10 protein-coding genes are annotated in these 16,684 nt (G+C 39.3%); 2 read left to right on the top strand and 8 right to left on the bottom strand.

Features of this window, described 5'->3' with window-relative positions; translation table 11 throughout:
• Nucleotides 1–30: 30 nt before the first annotated feature.
• Both K322_RS0108620 and K322_RS0108625 read right to left on the bottom strand, forming a co-directional pair.
• Nucleotides 31–3,282: a SusC/RagA family TonB-linked outer membrane protein gene (locus tag K322_RS0108620; protein WP_051290714.1), complete on the bottom strand. Its 3,252-nt coding sequence runs from the start codon at nt 3,280–3,282 to the stop codon at nt 31–33.
• A gap of 78 nt (nt 3,283–3,360) precedes the next feature.
• Entirely contained in the window at nt 3,361–4,602 is a 1,242-nt protein-coding gene (locus K322_RS0108625; protein WP_026626525.1) for a glycoside hydrolase family 27 protein, read from the bottom strand.
• Between the two features lie 672 nt (nt 4,603–5,274).
• Here K322_RS0108625 and K322_RS0108630 point away from each other — a divergent pair.
• Complete coding sequence (locus K322_RS0108630) at nt 5,275–9,312, top strand: hybrid sensor histidine kinase/response regulator transcription factor (protein WP_026626526.1); 4,038 nt, start codon at nt 5,275–5,277, stop codon at nt 9,310–9,312.
• Between the two features lie 35 nt (nt 9,313–9,347).
• On the opposite strand, the gene K322_RS0108635 is transcribed toward K322_RS0108630, so the two are convergent.
• Together K322_RS0108635 and K322_RS0108640 are read right to left on the bottom strand one after the other, a co-directional pair.
• A complete protein-coding gene (locus K322_RS0108635; protein WP_026626527.1) occupies nt 9,348–10,259 on the bottom strand; it encodes a DMT family transporter in 912 nt (303 codons plus the stop codon).
• Nucleotides 10,260–10,295: 36 nt separating this feature from the next.
• Complete coding sequence (locus K322_RS0108640) at nt 10,296–11,669, bottom strand: aminopeptidase P family protein (protein WP_026626528.1); 1,374 nt, start codon at nt 11,667–11,669, stop codon at nt 10,296–10,298.
• A 360-nt stretch (nt 11,670–12,029) separates the two neighbouring features.
• Between K322_RS0108640 and K322_RS0108645 the strand changes: the two genes are divergently transcribed.
• Nucleotides 12,030–13,259: an anaerobic sulfatase-maturation protein gene (locus K322_RS0108645; protein WP_026626529.1), complete on the top strand. Its 1,230-nt coding sequence runs from the start codon at nt 12,030–12,032 to the stop codon at nt 13,257–13,259.
• A 13-nt stretch (nt 13,260–13,272) separates the two neighbouring features.
• Here K322_RS0108645 and thiD read toward each other — a convergent pair whose 3' ends face one another.
• The 4 genes from thiD to thiM form a co-directional block, all read right to left on the bottom strand.
• A complete protein-coding gene (gene thiD, locus K322_RS0108650) occupies nt 13,273–14,085 on the bottom strand; it encodes a bifunctional hydroxymethylpyrimidine kinase/phosphomethylpyrimidine kinase (protein WP_026626530.1) in 813 nt (270 codons plus the stop codon).
• A 13-nt stretch (nt 14,086–14,098) separates the two neighbouring features.
• Entirely contained in the window at nt 14,099–14,749 is a 651-nt protein-coding gene (tenA, locus tag K322_RS0108655) for a thiaminase II (RefSeq protein ID WP_026626531.1), read from the bottom strand.
• 235 nt (nt 14,750–14,984) lie between these two features.
• The gene (gene thiE, locus K322_RS0108660) at nt 14,985–15,617 is read right to left on the bottom strand and encodes a thiamine phosphate synthase (protein ID WP_026626532.1); all 633 of its coding nucleotides are present in this window, start codon (nt 15,615–15,617) and stop codon (nt 14,985–14,987) included.
• Complete coding sequence (thiM, locus tag K322_RS0108665; RefSeq protein WP_026626533.1) at nt 15,614–16,408, bottom strand: hydroxyethylthiazole kinase; 795 nt, start codon at nt 16,406–16,408, stop codon at nt 15,614–15,616. Before thiM ends, thiE begins: the two co-directional genes overlap by 4 nt.
• Between the last annotated feature and the right edge of the window lie 276 nt (nt 16,409–16,684).

Below are 16,684 nucleotides of genomic sequence, written 5' to 3' on the forward strand. Positions count from 1 at the left end.
TTTGGTTGAGTAACAAAAAGGCCTGAGACCTTAGAATTGAATATTTAGACCAAAGCTGTAAGTCTTTAAGGCAGGAACACCTGATTCTCCATCTATGACACCTCCTGCCACATTGGTTGCATTGAAGTTTTCGGGGTCTGTTCCATGATTTTTCAATTTGCCGAAAGTCAGCAAATTATCTCCTTTTACATAGAATCTTAAAGAGCCGATACCCAGTTTTTTGACCAGATCACGCGGAATCGAATAACCTAATACTATATTACGCAGTCTGGCAAAGTTGTTTTTGAAGATAAACTTGTCACTGTAACGTGCATATGAGCTGGCATCGAAGCATCGGTAAGTGTATATTTTTGCAACATCTGTAACATCACCCGGTTTCTGCCAGCGGTTATCGAGATAATCGTAAGCTGCGAAATTTTCTCTTAAGACTGTGCTTTCTGCATAGTTATAATCGTATACTACGCCGCCAAGACTGTAATAAAGCATAACTGACAGGTCGAAATCTTTGTAACGGAAGTTATTGGTAATACTGCCATAAACATCCGGCAGAGTAGATCCGGCTTTGATACGTTGTTCTGCTACATTGACTTCGCTGTAATTTTCGGTCTTTTCTTTTCCTGTAATTTTACCGGTTTCATCGAATGTATATTTATACCATCTGTTACGTCCGTTTTCGGGATTGACATCAGCCCATACCGGAGCATACAGATCGTAACGTGATGCCCCCTCTTTCCATTTGAATACACCTACACCTACATTAAACGTTTCTTCTTTAGAAGGCAAACGGGTTATTTCATTCTTGTAGTGAGTTGCATTCAGTCCGATATTCCAATCGAAATCTTTTGTCTTGATAGCATTGTAATTCAGTTCGATCTCCCATCCTGTATTTTTTATGTCTCCGATATTTTCCATAATCGAAGACATTCCCAATGATGGAGCCAGAGGACGGGATAGCAATAAATCTTTCGACTTGCGGCTGAATACTTCGAATGTACCATTCACCTTATTATTAAATATCGAGAAATCAAGGCCTAAATTAGCCTGTACGTTCGTTTCCCATTTGATGTTCTTGTTCGACAATTGGGATTGTACAACTCCGAATTTTCCTCCATAGCTGCTTGTTTCGAATAATCCCAGATAAGGATAATATCCGACATTATCATTTCCTACTTCTCCATAGCTGGCTTTGATTTTTAGATTGTCCAACCACGATTTTGTACTTTTCATAAACGATTCCTCAGTAATACGCCATGATGCCCCTACCGAGTAGAATGTCCCCCAGCGGTTATCGGAAGCGAATCGTGAGGAGCCGTCGGTACGAATGCTGCCTGATATATAATAGCGGTTTTTAAAATCGTAATTAATACGGGAGAAAAAGCTCGCCAGAGCATAATTGTCGGTACCCGACCATGCTGTAGGATCTTCTTCGGCGGTAGATATTTCTGTAAATATCGGAAGGTTTAGACCTTTACGGTATGCCCCGAATCCATTTGTTGTATATTTATAAGCTTCCTGTCCAAGCATTACATTGAGATGGTGGTCGTTACCTAACACTTTGTCATATACCAGAACATTGTTTATGGTATGTGACGTATTACGGTAAGCTGCACGAGTTACAGAACCTTCTGCCGGAATGAGAGTTCCTTCTCGTTCGGGGCTTCTCCAGTTATTATTGTATACATTCTGCAACTGGAAAGAATAGGTTGTTTTTAAAGTCAGTTCGGGAAGAATCGTAAATGTAAGAGCCGAAACGGTCTGAACATTGTCGTTCCAATTTTTGACCCTTTCGTTCAATGCTCCGTAAGGGCTCCATTTTGGCCACCAGGCACGTCCGTTGTTCCATCCTTCATCCAGTACTTTTCCTCCGGTATATTCACTTACTGCGTATTGATTGTTCTTATGATCCCACAGGTATGCTGAATATTCCGACGGATACACTCTGAACACACGTGCCGCAAATCCTCCGTTATAGTTAGTGGATGATGCGAACAGGATGCTGTTATCCATAGAGAACCATTTACTGAGCTTTGATGTTAATGCTGCACGTCCGGTAAAACGTTTGAAGTGGTCGGCAATGAAAATACCCTTGTCATCCAGCATAGAGATAGACATGAAATAGCTGTTCTTATCGCCTAGCGATCCGCTGATATCTACTCCATAATCTTGTTTCAATTTATTAGAAAATGCCTGGTCGAAAAGGTCTTCTTCCCAAAGCCGTTTTGCATCGGGCTTGATCTTACCGTCTAATCCGACAGGATTATCCATGTTCCAACCTGATCGATACTGACGTACAGTGCCGTCATTGAGAGTGACGGGTGAAGTGTTCCAAAATACTTTAGTTACATTATCATAGGCATATTGGCGGGCTTGCTGATCGTTCATACTCATGAAGTCGGTTGCGTCATTATATAACCCTTCGAAAGTAAGTTCGTATTGTTTGGCTGCAGAAACTTTCTTTGGAAATTTTACAGCAAAATCGCTTGTAGCCCAGCTTGCCCTTAGGTTTATGGTTGTTTTTCCTGATTTACCTTTTTTTGTTGTGATGAGTATTACTCCATTTCCTGCTCTTGATCCGTATAACGATGTCGAAGCAGCATCTTTAAGTACTGTGATTGATTCAATATCCGAATAAGAAATTGAATTGAGGGGAATGTCTGACGGCACACCATCTATTACATACAGCGGGCTGCTATTGGCTGTCATAGAACCCAATCCGCGAATTACTACAGTACCATCATCACCGGGGCGTCCCGAATTATTTATAACCTGTACTCCTGCGGATAAACCTTGTAGTCCTTGGGTAATATTGACGGGTTGTAAAGCCTCCAGTTTTTTATCACTGACGATGGACGCAGAACCTGTAAACGATGATTTCTTTTGCGAGCCGTATGCAGTAACAATAACTTCATCAAGTTCTTCCGAGTTATCCGTTAGTTCTATTGTCAGAGTTTTTCGACCATTTAATGCAATATCCTGGCTGACATATCCCACATAAGTGATAGAGAGTGCTGCGTTTGGGTTGGATACAGCAAGGACGAATTTTCCATCAAGATCAGTAGTTGTTCCGGTGGATGTACCTTTTTCTTTAACTGATACTCCGATAAGAGGTTCACCTTGATTATCGGTGATTGTTCCCGACACCGAACTTTTGGTTTGCTGAATCTCTGTGATATGAGCGGCATAGCTGTTTGCTGGGTATGCCAATGACAATAAAGTCATACATGACAGTGCTGTCACATTCAAAAAGACTTTGTCTTTAAATTTCAATTGTTTTCGATTCATTTTTCATTTGATTTAAGGTCACAGACCTATTTATTTATCAGTGAACGAGTAAACAAGTTGAATACATTTTACACTTGCTTACTTATTTAGCCTGTAGAATAGGCTTTCGTGAGGTTCGAGGGTCTTTTTCAGTCTCGTTTGAGTATCACCTTCATTTTGATGAGTCCAAACATTGCGTACGGTTCTGGGAGAGCGTTTCATATAAAGTGCTCCGTTTTCGAGGTCACTGTCATAGACGGTATCCATGTTCCAGTCATAGTCCAGGTCAATTTTGAAATTATTACGGTTAATAAATAAGAATGCTGCATCGCCGCCTGACAACGGCTTTACGAGAATATCTATGCCATTCAGATGCAGGTATCTGAATGCTGAGCGTCCCAGCTTATCCTGATTGATCGCTATGGCTTCTTTGTTGGTTAATAATTCTTTTGTGAATGAGTCCATTTCTCTCAAGTCGTTTCCTGCCATTAGAGGTGCAGCCATTATACACCAGATAGCAAAGTGAGATTTGTACTCGGTTTGAGTTTGTCCGCCATTTCCGATTTCGAGCATTTCGAGATCGTTCCAATGTCCCGGTCCTGAATGTTTATCTATCGTCATGGCCTTGTCTAATATTTGCAGAACGCCGACTCCGCCCCAGTTGAACTGGCAGTCGAAACAATCGCGGATATCGGCTGTTATCCGCCAAAGATGTCCGATGCCTTTACCCCACTCCCAAGGTTTGTTTTCTCCCCACTCACAAATGCTGAATACAATAGGGCGTCCAGATGCTTTCAGTGCATCGCTCATTGTTTTATAAGCCGATTTGGCATCCTGATCTTCGTTATAGCACCAATCGTATTTAAGATAATCTACTCCCCATTCGGCGTACTGGCGCGCATCCTGAAACTGATATCCTCTGCTGCCCGGTCTCCCCTGACAGGTAAGGCTGCCTGCGCATGAGTATATTCCGAATTTTAAACCTAAACTGTGAATGTAATCTGCTACCGGTTTCATTCCATTCGGAAAATGTTCGGGATCTACTATTATATTTCCGTTTTTGTCTCGTCCGGTTTGCCAGCAGTCATCAATAACTACATATTCATAACCTGCGCTTTTCATACCAGATGATACCATGGCATCTGCCATTTCTTTTATAAGTTTTTCGCTTACCCGGCATCCGAATTTATTCCAGCTGTTCCATCCCATGGGTGGAGTTTGTGCTAATTGGTCGAAAGTATTTTCGCCAGATTTGTCTTTGGTTCCGAATTCTTGTTGACAATACCCCGACAGGGTAATCAAAAATAAACTTGTTGTTAATAATATTTCTTTTAATTTCATAGGATACAGGTTATAAAGTTTTTTAAGGGAGTAGGAGTATAATTCTTATTTCACAAAATTCGTTAAATAGAAGGCTTTCCTTATACTAAAAAACTCCAAAATGATACAACTTTTCTCTAATATTCAGTCGGTTATAATTTATGTTATAATATTGTATTGTGGTGGTTAATAAATAATTAAGTTTTAAATCATAGGATTGTATTATTCTTTTGGAGTATTTTGCGATAGATTACAGAATCATAAAAAATTGCGATATTTAGGATTATAGATCCTTTTGTAGAAAAGAAAACAACCATTTATTCTTTTTATCTATGCAGAAAAGACGGGCAGCCTCTCTTGTTTATAAGGTATTCTTCCAACAATTGGAAAAATTCGGTAATGAAAAAATCAGCCAATAAAGGAAAAGGTTTACAAAAGTGAGTAACCTTTGTCACCTTTTTGAAATAGCTCCAAACCCTTGAAATGGCTTGTTTAGGCGGTAGTAAAATTCTCCTTAAGGAGCAGAGGAGTGAAAAGTAACAATAGAAAGATGTGCAATTTTGAGGTTATTTTTGTTACTTTTTTGAGAATAAGTAACAGAAAGTATTTAAAGATGTATTTGTAAGTGGTAATATGTTGTACATATAAAGTGGATAAATAGGTCTGAGATATTAAATTAGAAATCCGGATATTATGAAAAAATATATATGGCTATCTTTTGTAACTTATTTTCTGAATATAGTTTTCGGACTGTCAATTTATGCTATTGACCTCAATTTTAAGACTTATCTTGTCGAAAACGGATTGTCTTCAAATACTGTGTATTCAGCTTTGCAAGACACAAAAGGTTTTATGTGGTTTGGAACAGAAGACGGGCTCAACCGTTTCAACGGATATGAGTTCAAAACATACCGTAATGTACCCAGGGATACTACATCTCTGATTAATAATTACGTTTACTGTTGCTTCGAAGACAATAGCCGCATTTTATGGGTAGGCACGGAGAGAGGTGTCTGTACCTACAATCCGCAAACCAATAAATTTAAGGCTTTCAAGATGAAGGCGCAGGACGGTACATGTATCAACGACCGCATCCAGAATATTGTGGCTGATGAAAAAGGAAATATCTGGATAGCGTCGTACCGCCAAGGGGTATTTTTGTATAACCGGAAATCGAATAGCTTGAAACGATATTCATTTTCGAAATATACTGATCCTTTACAATCGTCTGATCTCATAACCTATTTATATAAGGATAAGGATAATACTATATGGACATCGGTCAACTCTACGGCATATCAGATTTATCGTCTCGATAAAAACTCAGATCGTTTTATTCCAGCTTTTCCTCATATTGCTCCATCCGAATTGAAAAAATTATCATCATATAGTATAATAGAAGATACATTCGGAACTTTATGGTTTGGTACATGGAATAACGGGTTGTACGAAGTGGATAAGATAAGCGGGATAGTAAACAGTTATCTGAATACGGAAAATGCAGATAAAATTGTACATATACATACTATAACCGAATATGAGCCGGGAAATCTGTTGATCGGTTCTGATGATGGGTTGACTTCTTTTGCTGTTTCGCCCATTATCGGAAATAGAAGAGTGTTTCATTTACAGGAGCCTGATATCTCGAGCCGGTTTATTTATCCGATCTATCAGGATCGGGAAGGCGGGTTGTGGATAGGTACTTATTACGGAGGTATAAATTATGCGGCTCCCAGCCGTAACTATTTTGCAAGTTATACTCATGATCCGAATAAGAATTCGGTATCGGGAAACGTTATCAGTTCTTTTTGTGAGGACGAATCCGGTAATCTTTGGATAGGAACCGACGACGGAGGGTTGAATTACATGGATAAACGTTCGGGGCTGTTTACCTCCTATAGACCGCAGAAAGGAAAAAACAGCATTTCTTTCCATAACATACACGGGCTGTGTTTGGATGAAAATAATCTCTGGATTGGGACATATACCGGAGGATTGAATGTGATGGATGTGACAACAAAACAATTCAGATGTTATAAGAATAACCCCAATGATTCGACCAGCATTGATGTCAATAATATCTTTTCTCTTTACAAGGATTCCCGTAATAATATATGGGTAGGGACTACTCAGGGGATAAATCGCTATAATAGATCTTCTGATAATTTTAACCGCATAAGAAAGCTGTCGGCTGTAACTATCGATATACTTGAATACAACAAAATCTTGTGGTTTGCTACTATCGGAAATGGTTTGCATGTTTATGATCCGGCTACCCGCAGGTGGACAAACTATTTGTTTGAATCAAAAAACAAAAATTCGCTGATTAGTAATGAGGTATTATGTTTATGTACCGATGATAACAATCAACTATGGATTGGAACGAACAGCGGACTTTGTAAGTTTAATCCCCAAGAGAATAACTTCACTAATATTTTACTCACTACACAAAGCAATACGATTTATAAGATTATCAGTGATAAAGAATTCTTGTGGATTACCACAGGCAGAGGGCTGATCCGTTTCGATACCAAGCGTAATCAGTTGCGTACATTCACAAAAAGCGATGGTTTGTTAAGCGATCTCTTTATTCAGAATTCAGGTATTAAAACATCCTCGGGACGTATTTATATCGGTACAGCTAACGGATTCAATGCTTTTTATCCGAAACAAATAATAACCAACAGGTATATTCCTCCGGTGGTATTGACCGACTTTCAGATTTTTAACAAATCGGTGGACAATCCCGAAGAATACATGTCTGTCTCCAAAGACAGTATTATGCAGTTGACTTTGCCTTACAGTAAAAATGTATTCAGTCTCGAATACACCGCACTCAGTTACTTTGCACCCGAAAAAAACGAATATGCCTTTATGCTTGAAGGTTTTGATAAGGAATGGAACTATGTAGGTAATCAGAGACGGACAACGTATACTAATTTATCGCCCGGAGAATATACATTCCGTGTCAAGGCTTCGAATAATGACGGTATATGGAATGATGCAGGGCTTACACTTAAGATCGTAATTACGCCTCCTTTCTGGAGAACTAATATTGCCATAGTCCTGTATATAGTCATATATATAGTGGCAATGATTATTATCTCGAAATATATAAGGAAAGTGAATGCTAGAAAGGACAAAGCCAAGATGGAAAAAATGCGGGCAGCTCATGAAAAAGAAATACATGATGCTAAAATCAATTTTTTCACAACTATAGCTCATGAGATACGTACACCTGTCAGCCTGATTATAGGTCCTCTCGAAAAGATAATAGAGATATCTGATCAATTTCCAGAGAAGATAAAAAGCGATTTAAACATTATTGACAGGAATAGTCAGAGATTACTTTTTCTTGTAAATCAGCTGCTGGATTTTAGGAAGATGGAGCAGGAATCTGTTCAGATGTCTTATTCGGAATGTAATGTAGATGAGGTACTGTCGAACATTTGTGAACGCTTCCGTCCTTCCCTTGAACAACGCAATATCCGACTGGAGTATCAGAGTGATAATAAAGACTTCAAAGCCGTGACGGATGTGGAGAATCTGACAAAAGCGATCAGCAACTTATTGAATAATGCTGCAAAATTTACACGGGATTACATCGAGCTATCTCTGAATACAAATACTGATAACAATACTTTTTGTATACAGGTTACGGATAATGGGCGTGGTATTCCCGACGAATACCGGCAAAAAATATTTGATCTGTTTTTTCAGGTTCCGGGAAATACTAAATCGGGAACTGGTATCGGTTTGAATTTGGTGAAAAGGATTGTTGATGCTCTTGATGGAACAATAGAAGTGCACAGCATTGAAGATGAAAAGACCATGTTTACGATTGTACTTCCATCAGGGCAATGCAAGGAGGATATAATACAGCGTTTACAGTCGGAAGCAACAGAGCATATCCCTGTGGAACTGAGTGGTAATGATACATGGCGAAATGAATGTCCGGAAAAGTCGGGGAGGGCAGGACGCCTTACAATTTTGGTTGTCGAAGATAATATGGATATTCAGGAGTTTCTGTGGAAAAATCTATCGGATACCTACCGAATATTGCTTGCCGACAATGGAGAAGAAGGAATTAAGGTATTACAAGAAAATGAAGTGAATCTGATAGTGAGCGATATAATGATGCCTAAAATGGACGGAATAGAATTTTGCAGTTATGTCAGAAATAATATTTTGTGGAGCCATATTCCGATCATATTGCTTACTGCAAAAAATAATACCTCTACAAAAGTAGAAGCCATGGAAAGCGGAGCAGATGCTTATGTCGAAAAGCCTTTTTCCATTCGCTTTTTAGCAGCGCAAATCCGTAATCTGTTATCCATCCGTGAGGCATTGCAGAAGAAGTATGCCGAAACTCCGCTTGTTCCCCTAAGCAGCATAGCAGGCAACAAGACTGATAAAGAGTTTCTGTCGAAGGTAAATGATATTATTGAGCACAATATTTCGAATGAGAACTTCTCTATGGATGATCTTGCTGAAGAACTATGTATAAGCAGCTCCGGACTTTTTGCCAAGATTAAAAATATTTCGGGATGTACTCCTAATAAGTTATTATTGCTTGTCCGTCTTAAAAAAGCCGCAGAATTACTGCAGCAAGACAATTTCCGAATAAATGAAGTCTGTTATATGGTTGGGTTTAATAATCCTTCTTATTTTGCCAAATGTTTTCAGAAGCAGTTTGGGGTTTTACCAAAAGATTTTAAGAATAATTCGTGATCTTATATGTGATAAAATATTTATGATTACGTATTTTAAGTGTTGATTGGGCCTCGTTTCCGTTGGAAATATTTTATAATATATTCATTAAAGACAATCCCGAATACAATCAGGAAGAGTCCGATATAAGTCGTTATGTATATGTGTTCGCCTAATACCAGGTGAATAAAGAATAATGAAAGGAAAGGCGATAAATAACACATTTGATTGATCAGTGCAGAGTTATCTGTTTTACGTATTGCCAGACCAAAGAATATGAAGGGAATGCCCATTTCGAATGCTCCGACATACATACTGGATAATACCCCGGGAATTGAATGTAGGTTGACGCCGACAAAAAATGAGGCTATCAGCAGATACATCGACCCGAATAAGAAACTAAGGAATAGTGTAACTGTACTGTCAATATGTTTGTTCATATTATTTACGATCCAGTACGATGCCCAAAGAAAAGCACTCAGTAAAGCAAGCAACAACCCTCCTACCGGAAGTCCCTCTCCTTGTAGTCCTGTACCTCCAAGCGAGATAAACACAACTCCGGTTAAAGAGAGAGCCATTCCTATATACTTGAGCGCAGGTATCTGCTGATGGGCAAAAATGGCCAGCAATACCAATAAGACGATAGGCCAGCAATAATTTATAGGCTGTGCTACTTGCGCCGGCAGCAGATTATAAGCCTTGAATAGTACAAGATAATACGCCACAGGATTAAGTAAGCCGATCAAAGCGAATTTACCCCATTGGCGAGAAGGAAGAGATGATAATAATGCCCATTTCCGTTGAATGGTCATTGTTACAGAGAAAATACATAAAGCTGTGAAACTGGCAATCAAAAGCATCTCGAAATGAGTAAAATTCCGTAATGCTACTTTAAACATCGTTGCAACGGTAGACCAGCTCAATACAGCTATCGCTGCATATAGAATTGCCTTATTAGTGTCTTTCATAAGTTCTGATAAACAATATATAAAGGGGGTGGGCTCTTATCTTAGAGCCTCAACCTCGTCTGTCGTTAAAGGTATTTTTTTACCTAACAGGTGTGAGCCTGTATCGGTGATCAGATAATCTTCTTCGTTGCGGATACCGCCGAAGTCCTTATATGTTTCGAGTTTATCGTAGTTGATAAAATCAGTGAATTTTTTCTCACTGCGCCAGAGATCAATCAGTTCTGGAATAAAGTATACTCCGGGTTCTATGGTTAGAACAAATCCGGGTTCGAGTTTACGTCCCAAACGTAATGACTTCCGACCGAATTGAGCGCTTTTAGGCTCTCCGTTGTAGCCGACCCATACTTCACCCAGATTCTCCATATCATGAACATCAAGTCCCATCATATGACCGAGACCACAAGGAAAAAACATAGCATGAGCTCCTGCATAAACAGCTTCGGCAGGATCACCTTTCATGATTCCTAACGATTTGAGACCTTCGCAGATAACCTGAGCCGATAGTTCATATACCTCTTTAAATGGTATTCCCGGACGTAGAGCCTGTACTGCAGCCAGATGCGATGCTACTTGTATGTCGTAGATCTCTTTTTGGCGGGAAGAAAATTTCTTACCGGCAGGAATTGTCGAAGACATATCTCCGGCATATCCCATGGATGTTTCAGCTCCGGCATCTATCAGCAGCATGTCTCCTTCTTTTATTGTATTGGAATGACTGTGGTTGTGCAAAGTCTGTCCGTTGATTGTTGCTATGGTTGGAAATGACAGCCGTCCTCCTGCTGCTGTAGCTACAGACTCAAGAGCCGCCACTACTTCATATTCCTTCATGCCTATTTGCGCACAACGCATGGCTGTCATGTGCATGTCAGCCGTGATATTACAGGCTTTTTCTATCTCAACGATTTCCTCTGCCGATTTGTATATCCGTTGATTTACCACAGCTCTGATAAAGGGTACAGAGCCTTGTTGCTGGGGTACTTTTAAGTCGAGCCATTCCGAAAACTTTAGCTTATGTTCGGCACGATAGGGAGGAAGATAATGAACGGTTTGTCCTTTGTCCAGAGCTTTTTTCAGATACACCCTGATATCTGCAGAAGGCATGGTCTGGCTTACTCCTATTTTTTCGCTTTTTTCTTTAAGAGTCGGCTGAGTACCCATCCATACTATATGGTCGATAGATAATTCGTCCCCGAAAATAATTTCCTTATCTTCGTCTATATCTATTATTGCAGTTAATCCTGCATATGGCAATCCGAAGTAATATAAGAATGTAGAATCCTGACGAAAGTCATAAGTATTATCTTCATAGTTCATTCCCGATTCTTCATTTCCGAGAAAAAGCAATATTCCGGAGCCAACCGCCTTTTTTAGAGAGACTCTTCGGTTGATATAGGTTTGTTTACTAAACATTTTTAGTCGTTTTTTTATGACACAAAAAGAGATTTGAAATCAAAATCTTAAGTATACAAATTTACACTTATTTGTTGTTGTTTCGGAGATTTGTCCCATTTTAATTTTTATGAATCTATTACTTTCTGTATAGATAAATATTCACACAGTTTATGCCGGATAAATGCGCCTGTTTTCGTTAAATAAAGTAATAACTCGTATTTAATATGTATTTAAAGTTTATAACAGACTATGGCTTCTATACTTACCAAAATAACAAAAAGGGATGAGACCTTGAAGTAAATTTTTAAGTTAACTTTGAGCATATTAAGCTTGCAAAGTTAATAAGTGGGTCTGAGACCTTAAACTAATATTTAAAACATGAGAGTTGCTTCACCATTTTCTCATCCTCTTTACATAATGCTTAAGCCGATTGGAGCTGCATGCAATCTGGCTTGTGACTATTGTTATTACTTGGAAAAATCAAAGCTATATAAAGACAATCCAAAGCAAATAATGAGCGAAAGCCTGTTGGACAAGTTTATCGAAGAGTATATCAATTCTCAAACCATGTCTCAGATACTTTTCACGTGGCATGGAGGAGAAACATTGATGCGCCCTATTTCTTTCTACAAAAAAGCGATGGAGCTGCAGAAGAAATACTCGAAAGGCCGTATAATTGATAACTGTATACAAACCAACGGAACTTTGCTGACCGATGAGTGGTGCCGGTTCTTTAAAGAAAACAACTGGTTGGTAGGTGTTTCTATTGATGGACCAGAAGTATTTCATGACCAATATCGCCGCAATAAGCAAGGACTTCCGTCTTTTGCCAATGTAATGAGAGGTATTGAGTTACTCAATAAGCATAAGGTGGATTGGAATGCTCTGGCCGTAATCAATAATCTCAATGCTGACCATCCGTTGGACTTCTATCGATTCTTCAAAGAGATAGGCTGCCATTACATGCAGTTTACACCGATTGTTGAACGTATCTGCAATCATGATGATGGACGTCATCTGGCATCACTGACCGATAGTACGATGGAGGTTGCCGACTTTTCCGTAACACCCAAACAATGGGGTAACTTTCTATGTTCACTCTTTGATGAGTGGGTGAAGACAGATGTCGGCACATATTATATCCAGCTGTTTGATGCTACTCTTGCGAACTGGATGGGCGTACAGCCCGGAGTTTGTACTTTAGATAAGACTTGTGGACATGCAGGCGTTATGGAATTTAACGGAGATGTCTATTCGTGTGACCATTTTGTGTTTCCTGAATATAAACTGGGAAACATTCAGTCCAACACATTAATTGAAATGCTTTACAGTGAGAAACAACAAAAGTTTGGACACAATAAATTTCATACTCTTCCACTGCAGTGCAGGCAATGCCAATATCTGTTTGCATGCTACGGCGAATGCCCCAAGAATAGATTCTGTAAAACCAATACCGGAGAACATGGTTTGAACTATCTGTGTGAGGGATATTATCAATTTTTCTCTCATGTAGCACCATATATGGATTATATGAAAGATGAATTGAGTAATAACCGTGCTCCAGCAAATATAATGGATGTTTTAAGATCTGATTTATTTGCCCAATAAATTGTCAGAGACTTTAAGTCCAAAAATCGAAAAAATGATGAACCGGACCGTGACCTTTACCTATCTCGTATTCCGATCCGGCTAGAATGGCTTTATTCATATATTCTTTAGCTTTTCTTACGGCATCATTCAGGGGTAAGCCATGAGCCAAAAAAGCTGCTATGGCAGACGAAAAAGTACACCCTGTACCGTGTGTATTTCGGGTGGAGATCCGTTTCGAACGAAGTTTTATGATCTCGTCTGTTTCGGCATTGTAAAAAACATCAATCAATTCGTCCTCGGTCAGATGTCCAGCTTTGAGAAGTACCGATACCGATCGTCCGAAAGAAAGATCCTTAACGACTAAAAGCAAATCTTCCTGACTTTGGATTTTCTTGCTCAGTAATATTTCGGCTTCGGGTATATTGGGTGTTATAATTCTGGCATAAGGTATCAATTCGGTTTTCAGTGTACTAATAGCTTCGTCCTGTAAGAGTTTATCGCCCGATGTGGCAACCATCACCGGATCTAATACAATATTTTTGATATCGTATTTAAGTAATGTTTCTTTTACTGAACGGATAAGTTCAGACGAATGCAACATGCCTATCTTTATGGCATCAGCACCTATATCGTCCAATACCGATTTGATCTGTCCGGCTACAAATGGAACAGGAATAGGATGCACACCTGTTACACCAACAGTATTTTCGTCCACAACCGCCACTATGACCGTTGCTCCGTAACATCCACATGCCGAGAATGTTTTCAGGTCGGCTTGAATACCGGCTCCTCCACTCGGATCACTGCCTGCGATAGATAATGCTCTTTTATATTGTTTCTTCATTTTACTACGGTGTTTATATTTTCCATTGTTCTTCCCTGTATGCACTTTCCCAAAACATCCACTCAAATTTAGAACACATGACAAACGCTCGGGTCATTGCTTCTTGCCCGGCTTTGGTACATTGTCCTGCAATTTCATCACAGATAGATATAGCCTCGGATACCGATCTTTCAAAATCGTCACCGCCATATGTATCTATCCAGCTTTGATATGGATTGTCCCCTTTTATCTGGTTTTCGAGAATATAATCCCCTACCTTCTTATAAATCCAGAAACAAGGTAAAACGGCAGCCAGTGCAACTTCAAGAGGTGCATGTGCTAATTGCTTATGCAGATATGAGGTATATAACAGGCAGCTGGGAGATGCTTCGGTTTTCACGGTTTTTAATTCATGGATAAAAGATTCATGCAGGGCCTGTTCCACACTGATGCTGTCTCCTGCAAATTTGATAAATGCCGAAATATGTTTAGCATTATTCAGTTTCGATGCTATTCCTGTTAATACTTTTCCATACTCAGACAGATATACAGCATCCTGTCTTATGTAGAATATAAATTTATCGCGAGATAATGTTCCGGTCATTAATTCCTGTATAAACGGAAGTTCTAAAATCCGATTATAAACCGGTGTTGCCGAAATCCATGCTTGTTCGCTCCACTTCATATGATTGTATTTATTTAAGTCGTTTTTGTAATATCTTATTTATTAATGTTGTATATGCAAAAGGTAACAAAGGTTATAAAATCAATGAACAGTCAACAGTTATCAATTATTCCTCATTGATTTTCAATTTAGAAAAGGTTACAAAAGTTACATCCTTTATGTTCTTTTTTGCAGGTTTCCCTTTCTTTTATCATCACATTATCATATTTGTACATTATTTCTTTATAGATAAAAATTATCCTCTGCACTCGATCAGTTCCGATAATTCATATGCTGCTGATCGTGGATCATCGGCAGACATAATAGCCGATACCACAGAAATTCCATCAGCACCGCATTTTATAATATCATGGGCATTTGCTCGATTAATACCTCCGATACCTACACTCCGATGTTTCGATATCTGTGTTATCTGGCGAACACCCTCTAAACCTATAGCCTGAGCCGTGTCTGTTTTTGTAGGAGTGCTAAAGACCGGCGATATTCCGATATAGTCCACATCCAGCTTATTGGCATCTATTGCATCCTGTATATTTTCTACGGATAAACCGATAATCTTATCCTTTCCCAGCAGTTTTCTTGCAATATCATAGGGGATATCTCCCTGCCCGATATGTAAGCCTTCGGCATCGCATGCAAGTGCAATATCCAGCCTGTCGTTTATAATAAGCGGAATATTAAAAGGTTTCAGGCAGTTTTTCAATCTGATAGCCAATTCGTAAAATTCTTTGGATGAACAGGTTTTTTCACGGAGCTGTACCATTGTAACTCCGCCTTTTACGGCTTCTTCTACTATATATTCGAGAGGTCTGTTTAATGATAGTGATCGGTCGGTTACAAGATACAGGCTCAAGTCTAAGTCTTTCATGGTTTAATATTCTTTCTTATGGCTTCTTCATCAAGATTAAATAATGTATCCAGAAAGTTTATTTGTAAACTTCCGTTGCCTTTTGATATTGAGGCTGCAATCTCACCTGTTATACCCATTACGGCCATGCCATGCGCAGCCGCTTCGAGCAGGTTCTTATTTACTGCCGAAAATGCTCCGACAATAGCGGTAGCTGTACATCCCATCCCTGTAACTTTAGCCATCATCGGGTTGCCATTCTTTACTGTTTCTACAGTTGCTCCGTTGGTAGTGTAATCCGTTTCGCCGCTTATCACTACTACTGCATTTGTTTGCAGAGCTAATGCCTTAGCCGAATTGAGAGCCGAATCGGAGGTATTTGTGCTGTCAACGCCTTTGGTCTGTGCCTGTGTATCGAGCAATGCGATAATCTCGGAAGCATTGCCCCGTATAATAGATGGTTTGCATTCTTCGATCAACTGCTTGCATACCTTCGACCGATAGGTTGTAGCTCCGGCTCCAACCGGATCAAAAACAATGGGGGTAGATTTTGTTAATGCTGTTTTTCCTGCTATTAGCATAGCTTCTACCCATGCAGCCTCCAGTGTTCCGATATTTATTACCAAAGAAGAGGCTATGCCTGCCATTTCTTCGACTTCGTCAACAGAGTGAGCCATTACGGGAGATGCCCCTATTGCAAGTAAAGCATTGGCTGTATTATTCATCACCACATAATTGGTTATATTATGTATGAGCGGCGATTGTTTTCTGATGAGATTAAGATCTCGGATAAGGTGTTCGATATTTATCATTCCGGTTTGTTATTAAGGTCTCAGACCTTTTTGTATTATAAATGTATCACTCAATAGTTATTACAAAGAAAGCCGTTTCGTATATACGAAACGGCTTAATAATAATTCTATATGTTACACTGATATAGTCTTCCTTGATTCCGTTTCCCTACGATGTCCATTACAACATATCAGGTTCAAGGGTCTAATCTCAGCTCTTATGACCGGCAGAAGAATCTGCTATCTATAAGAACACCCCTAACAGAGATACAGCAAACTTACGTATAAATAATGAAT

Origin of the sequence: Indolivaga capnocytophagoides DSM 22835, assembly GCF_000426485.1 — a bacterium.
In the GTDB taxonomy this organism is placed as follows: Bacteria; Bacteroidota; Bacteroidia; order Bacteroidales; family Dysgonomonadaceae; genus Dysgonomonas_A; species Dysgonomonas_A capnocytophagoides.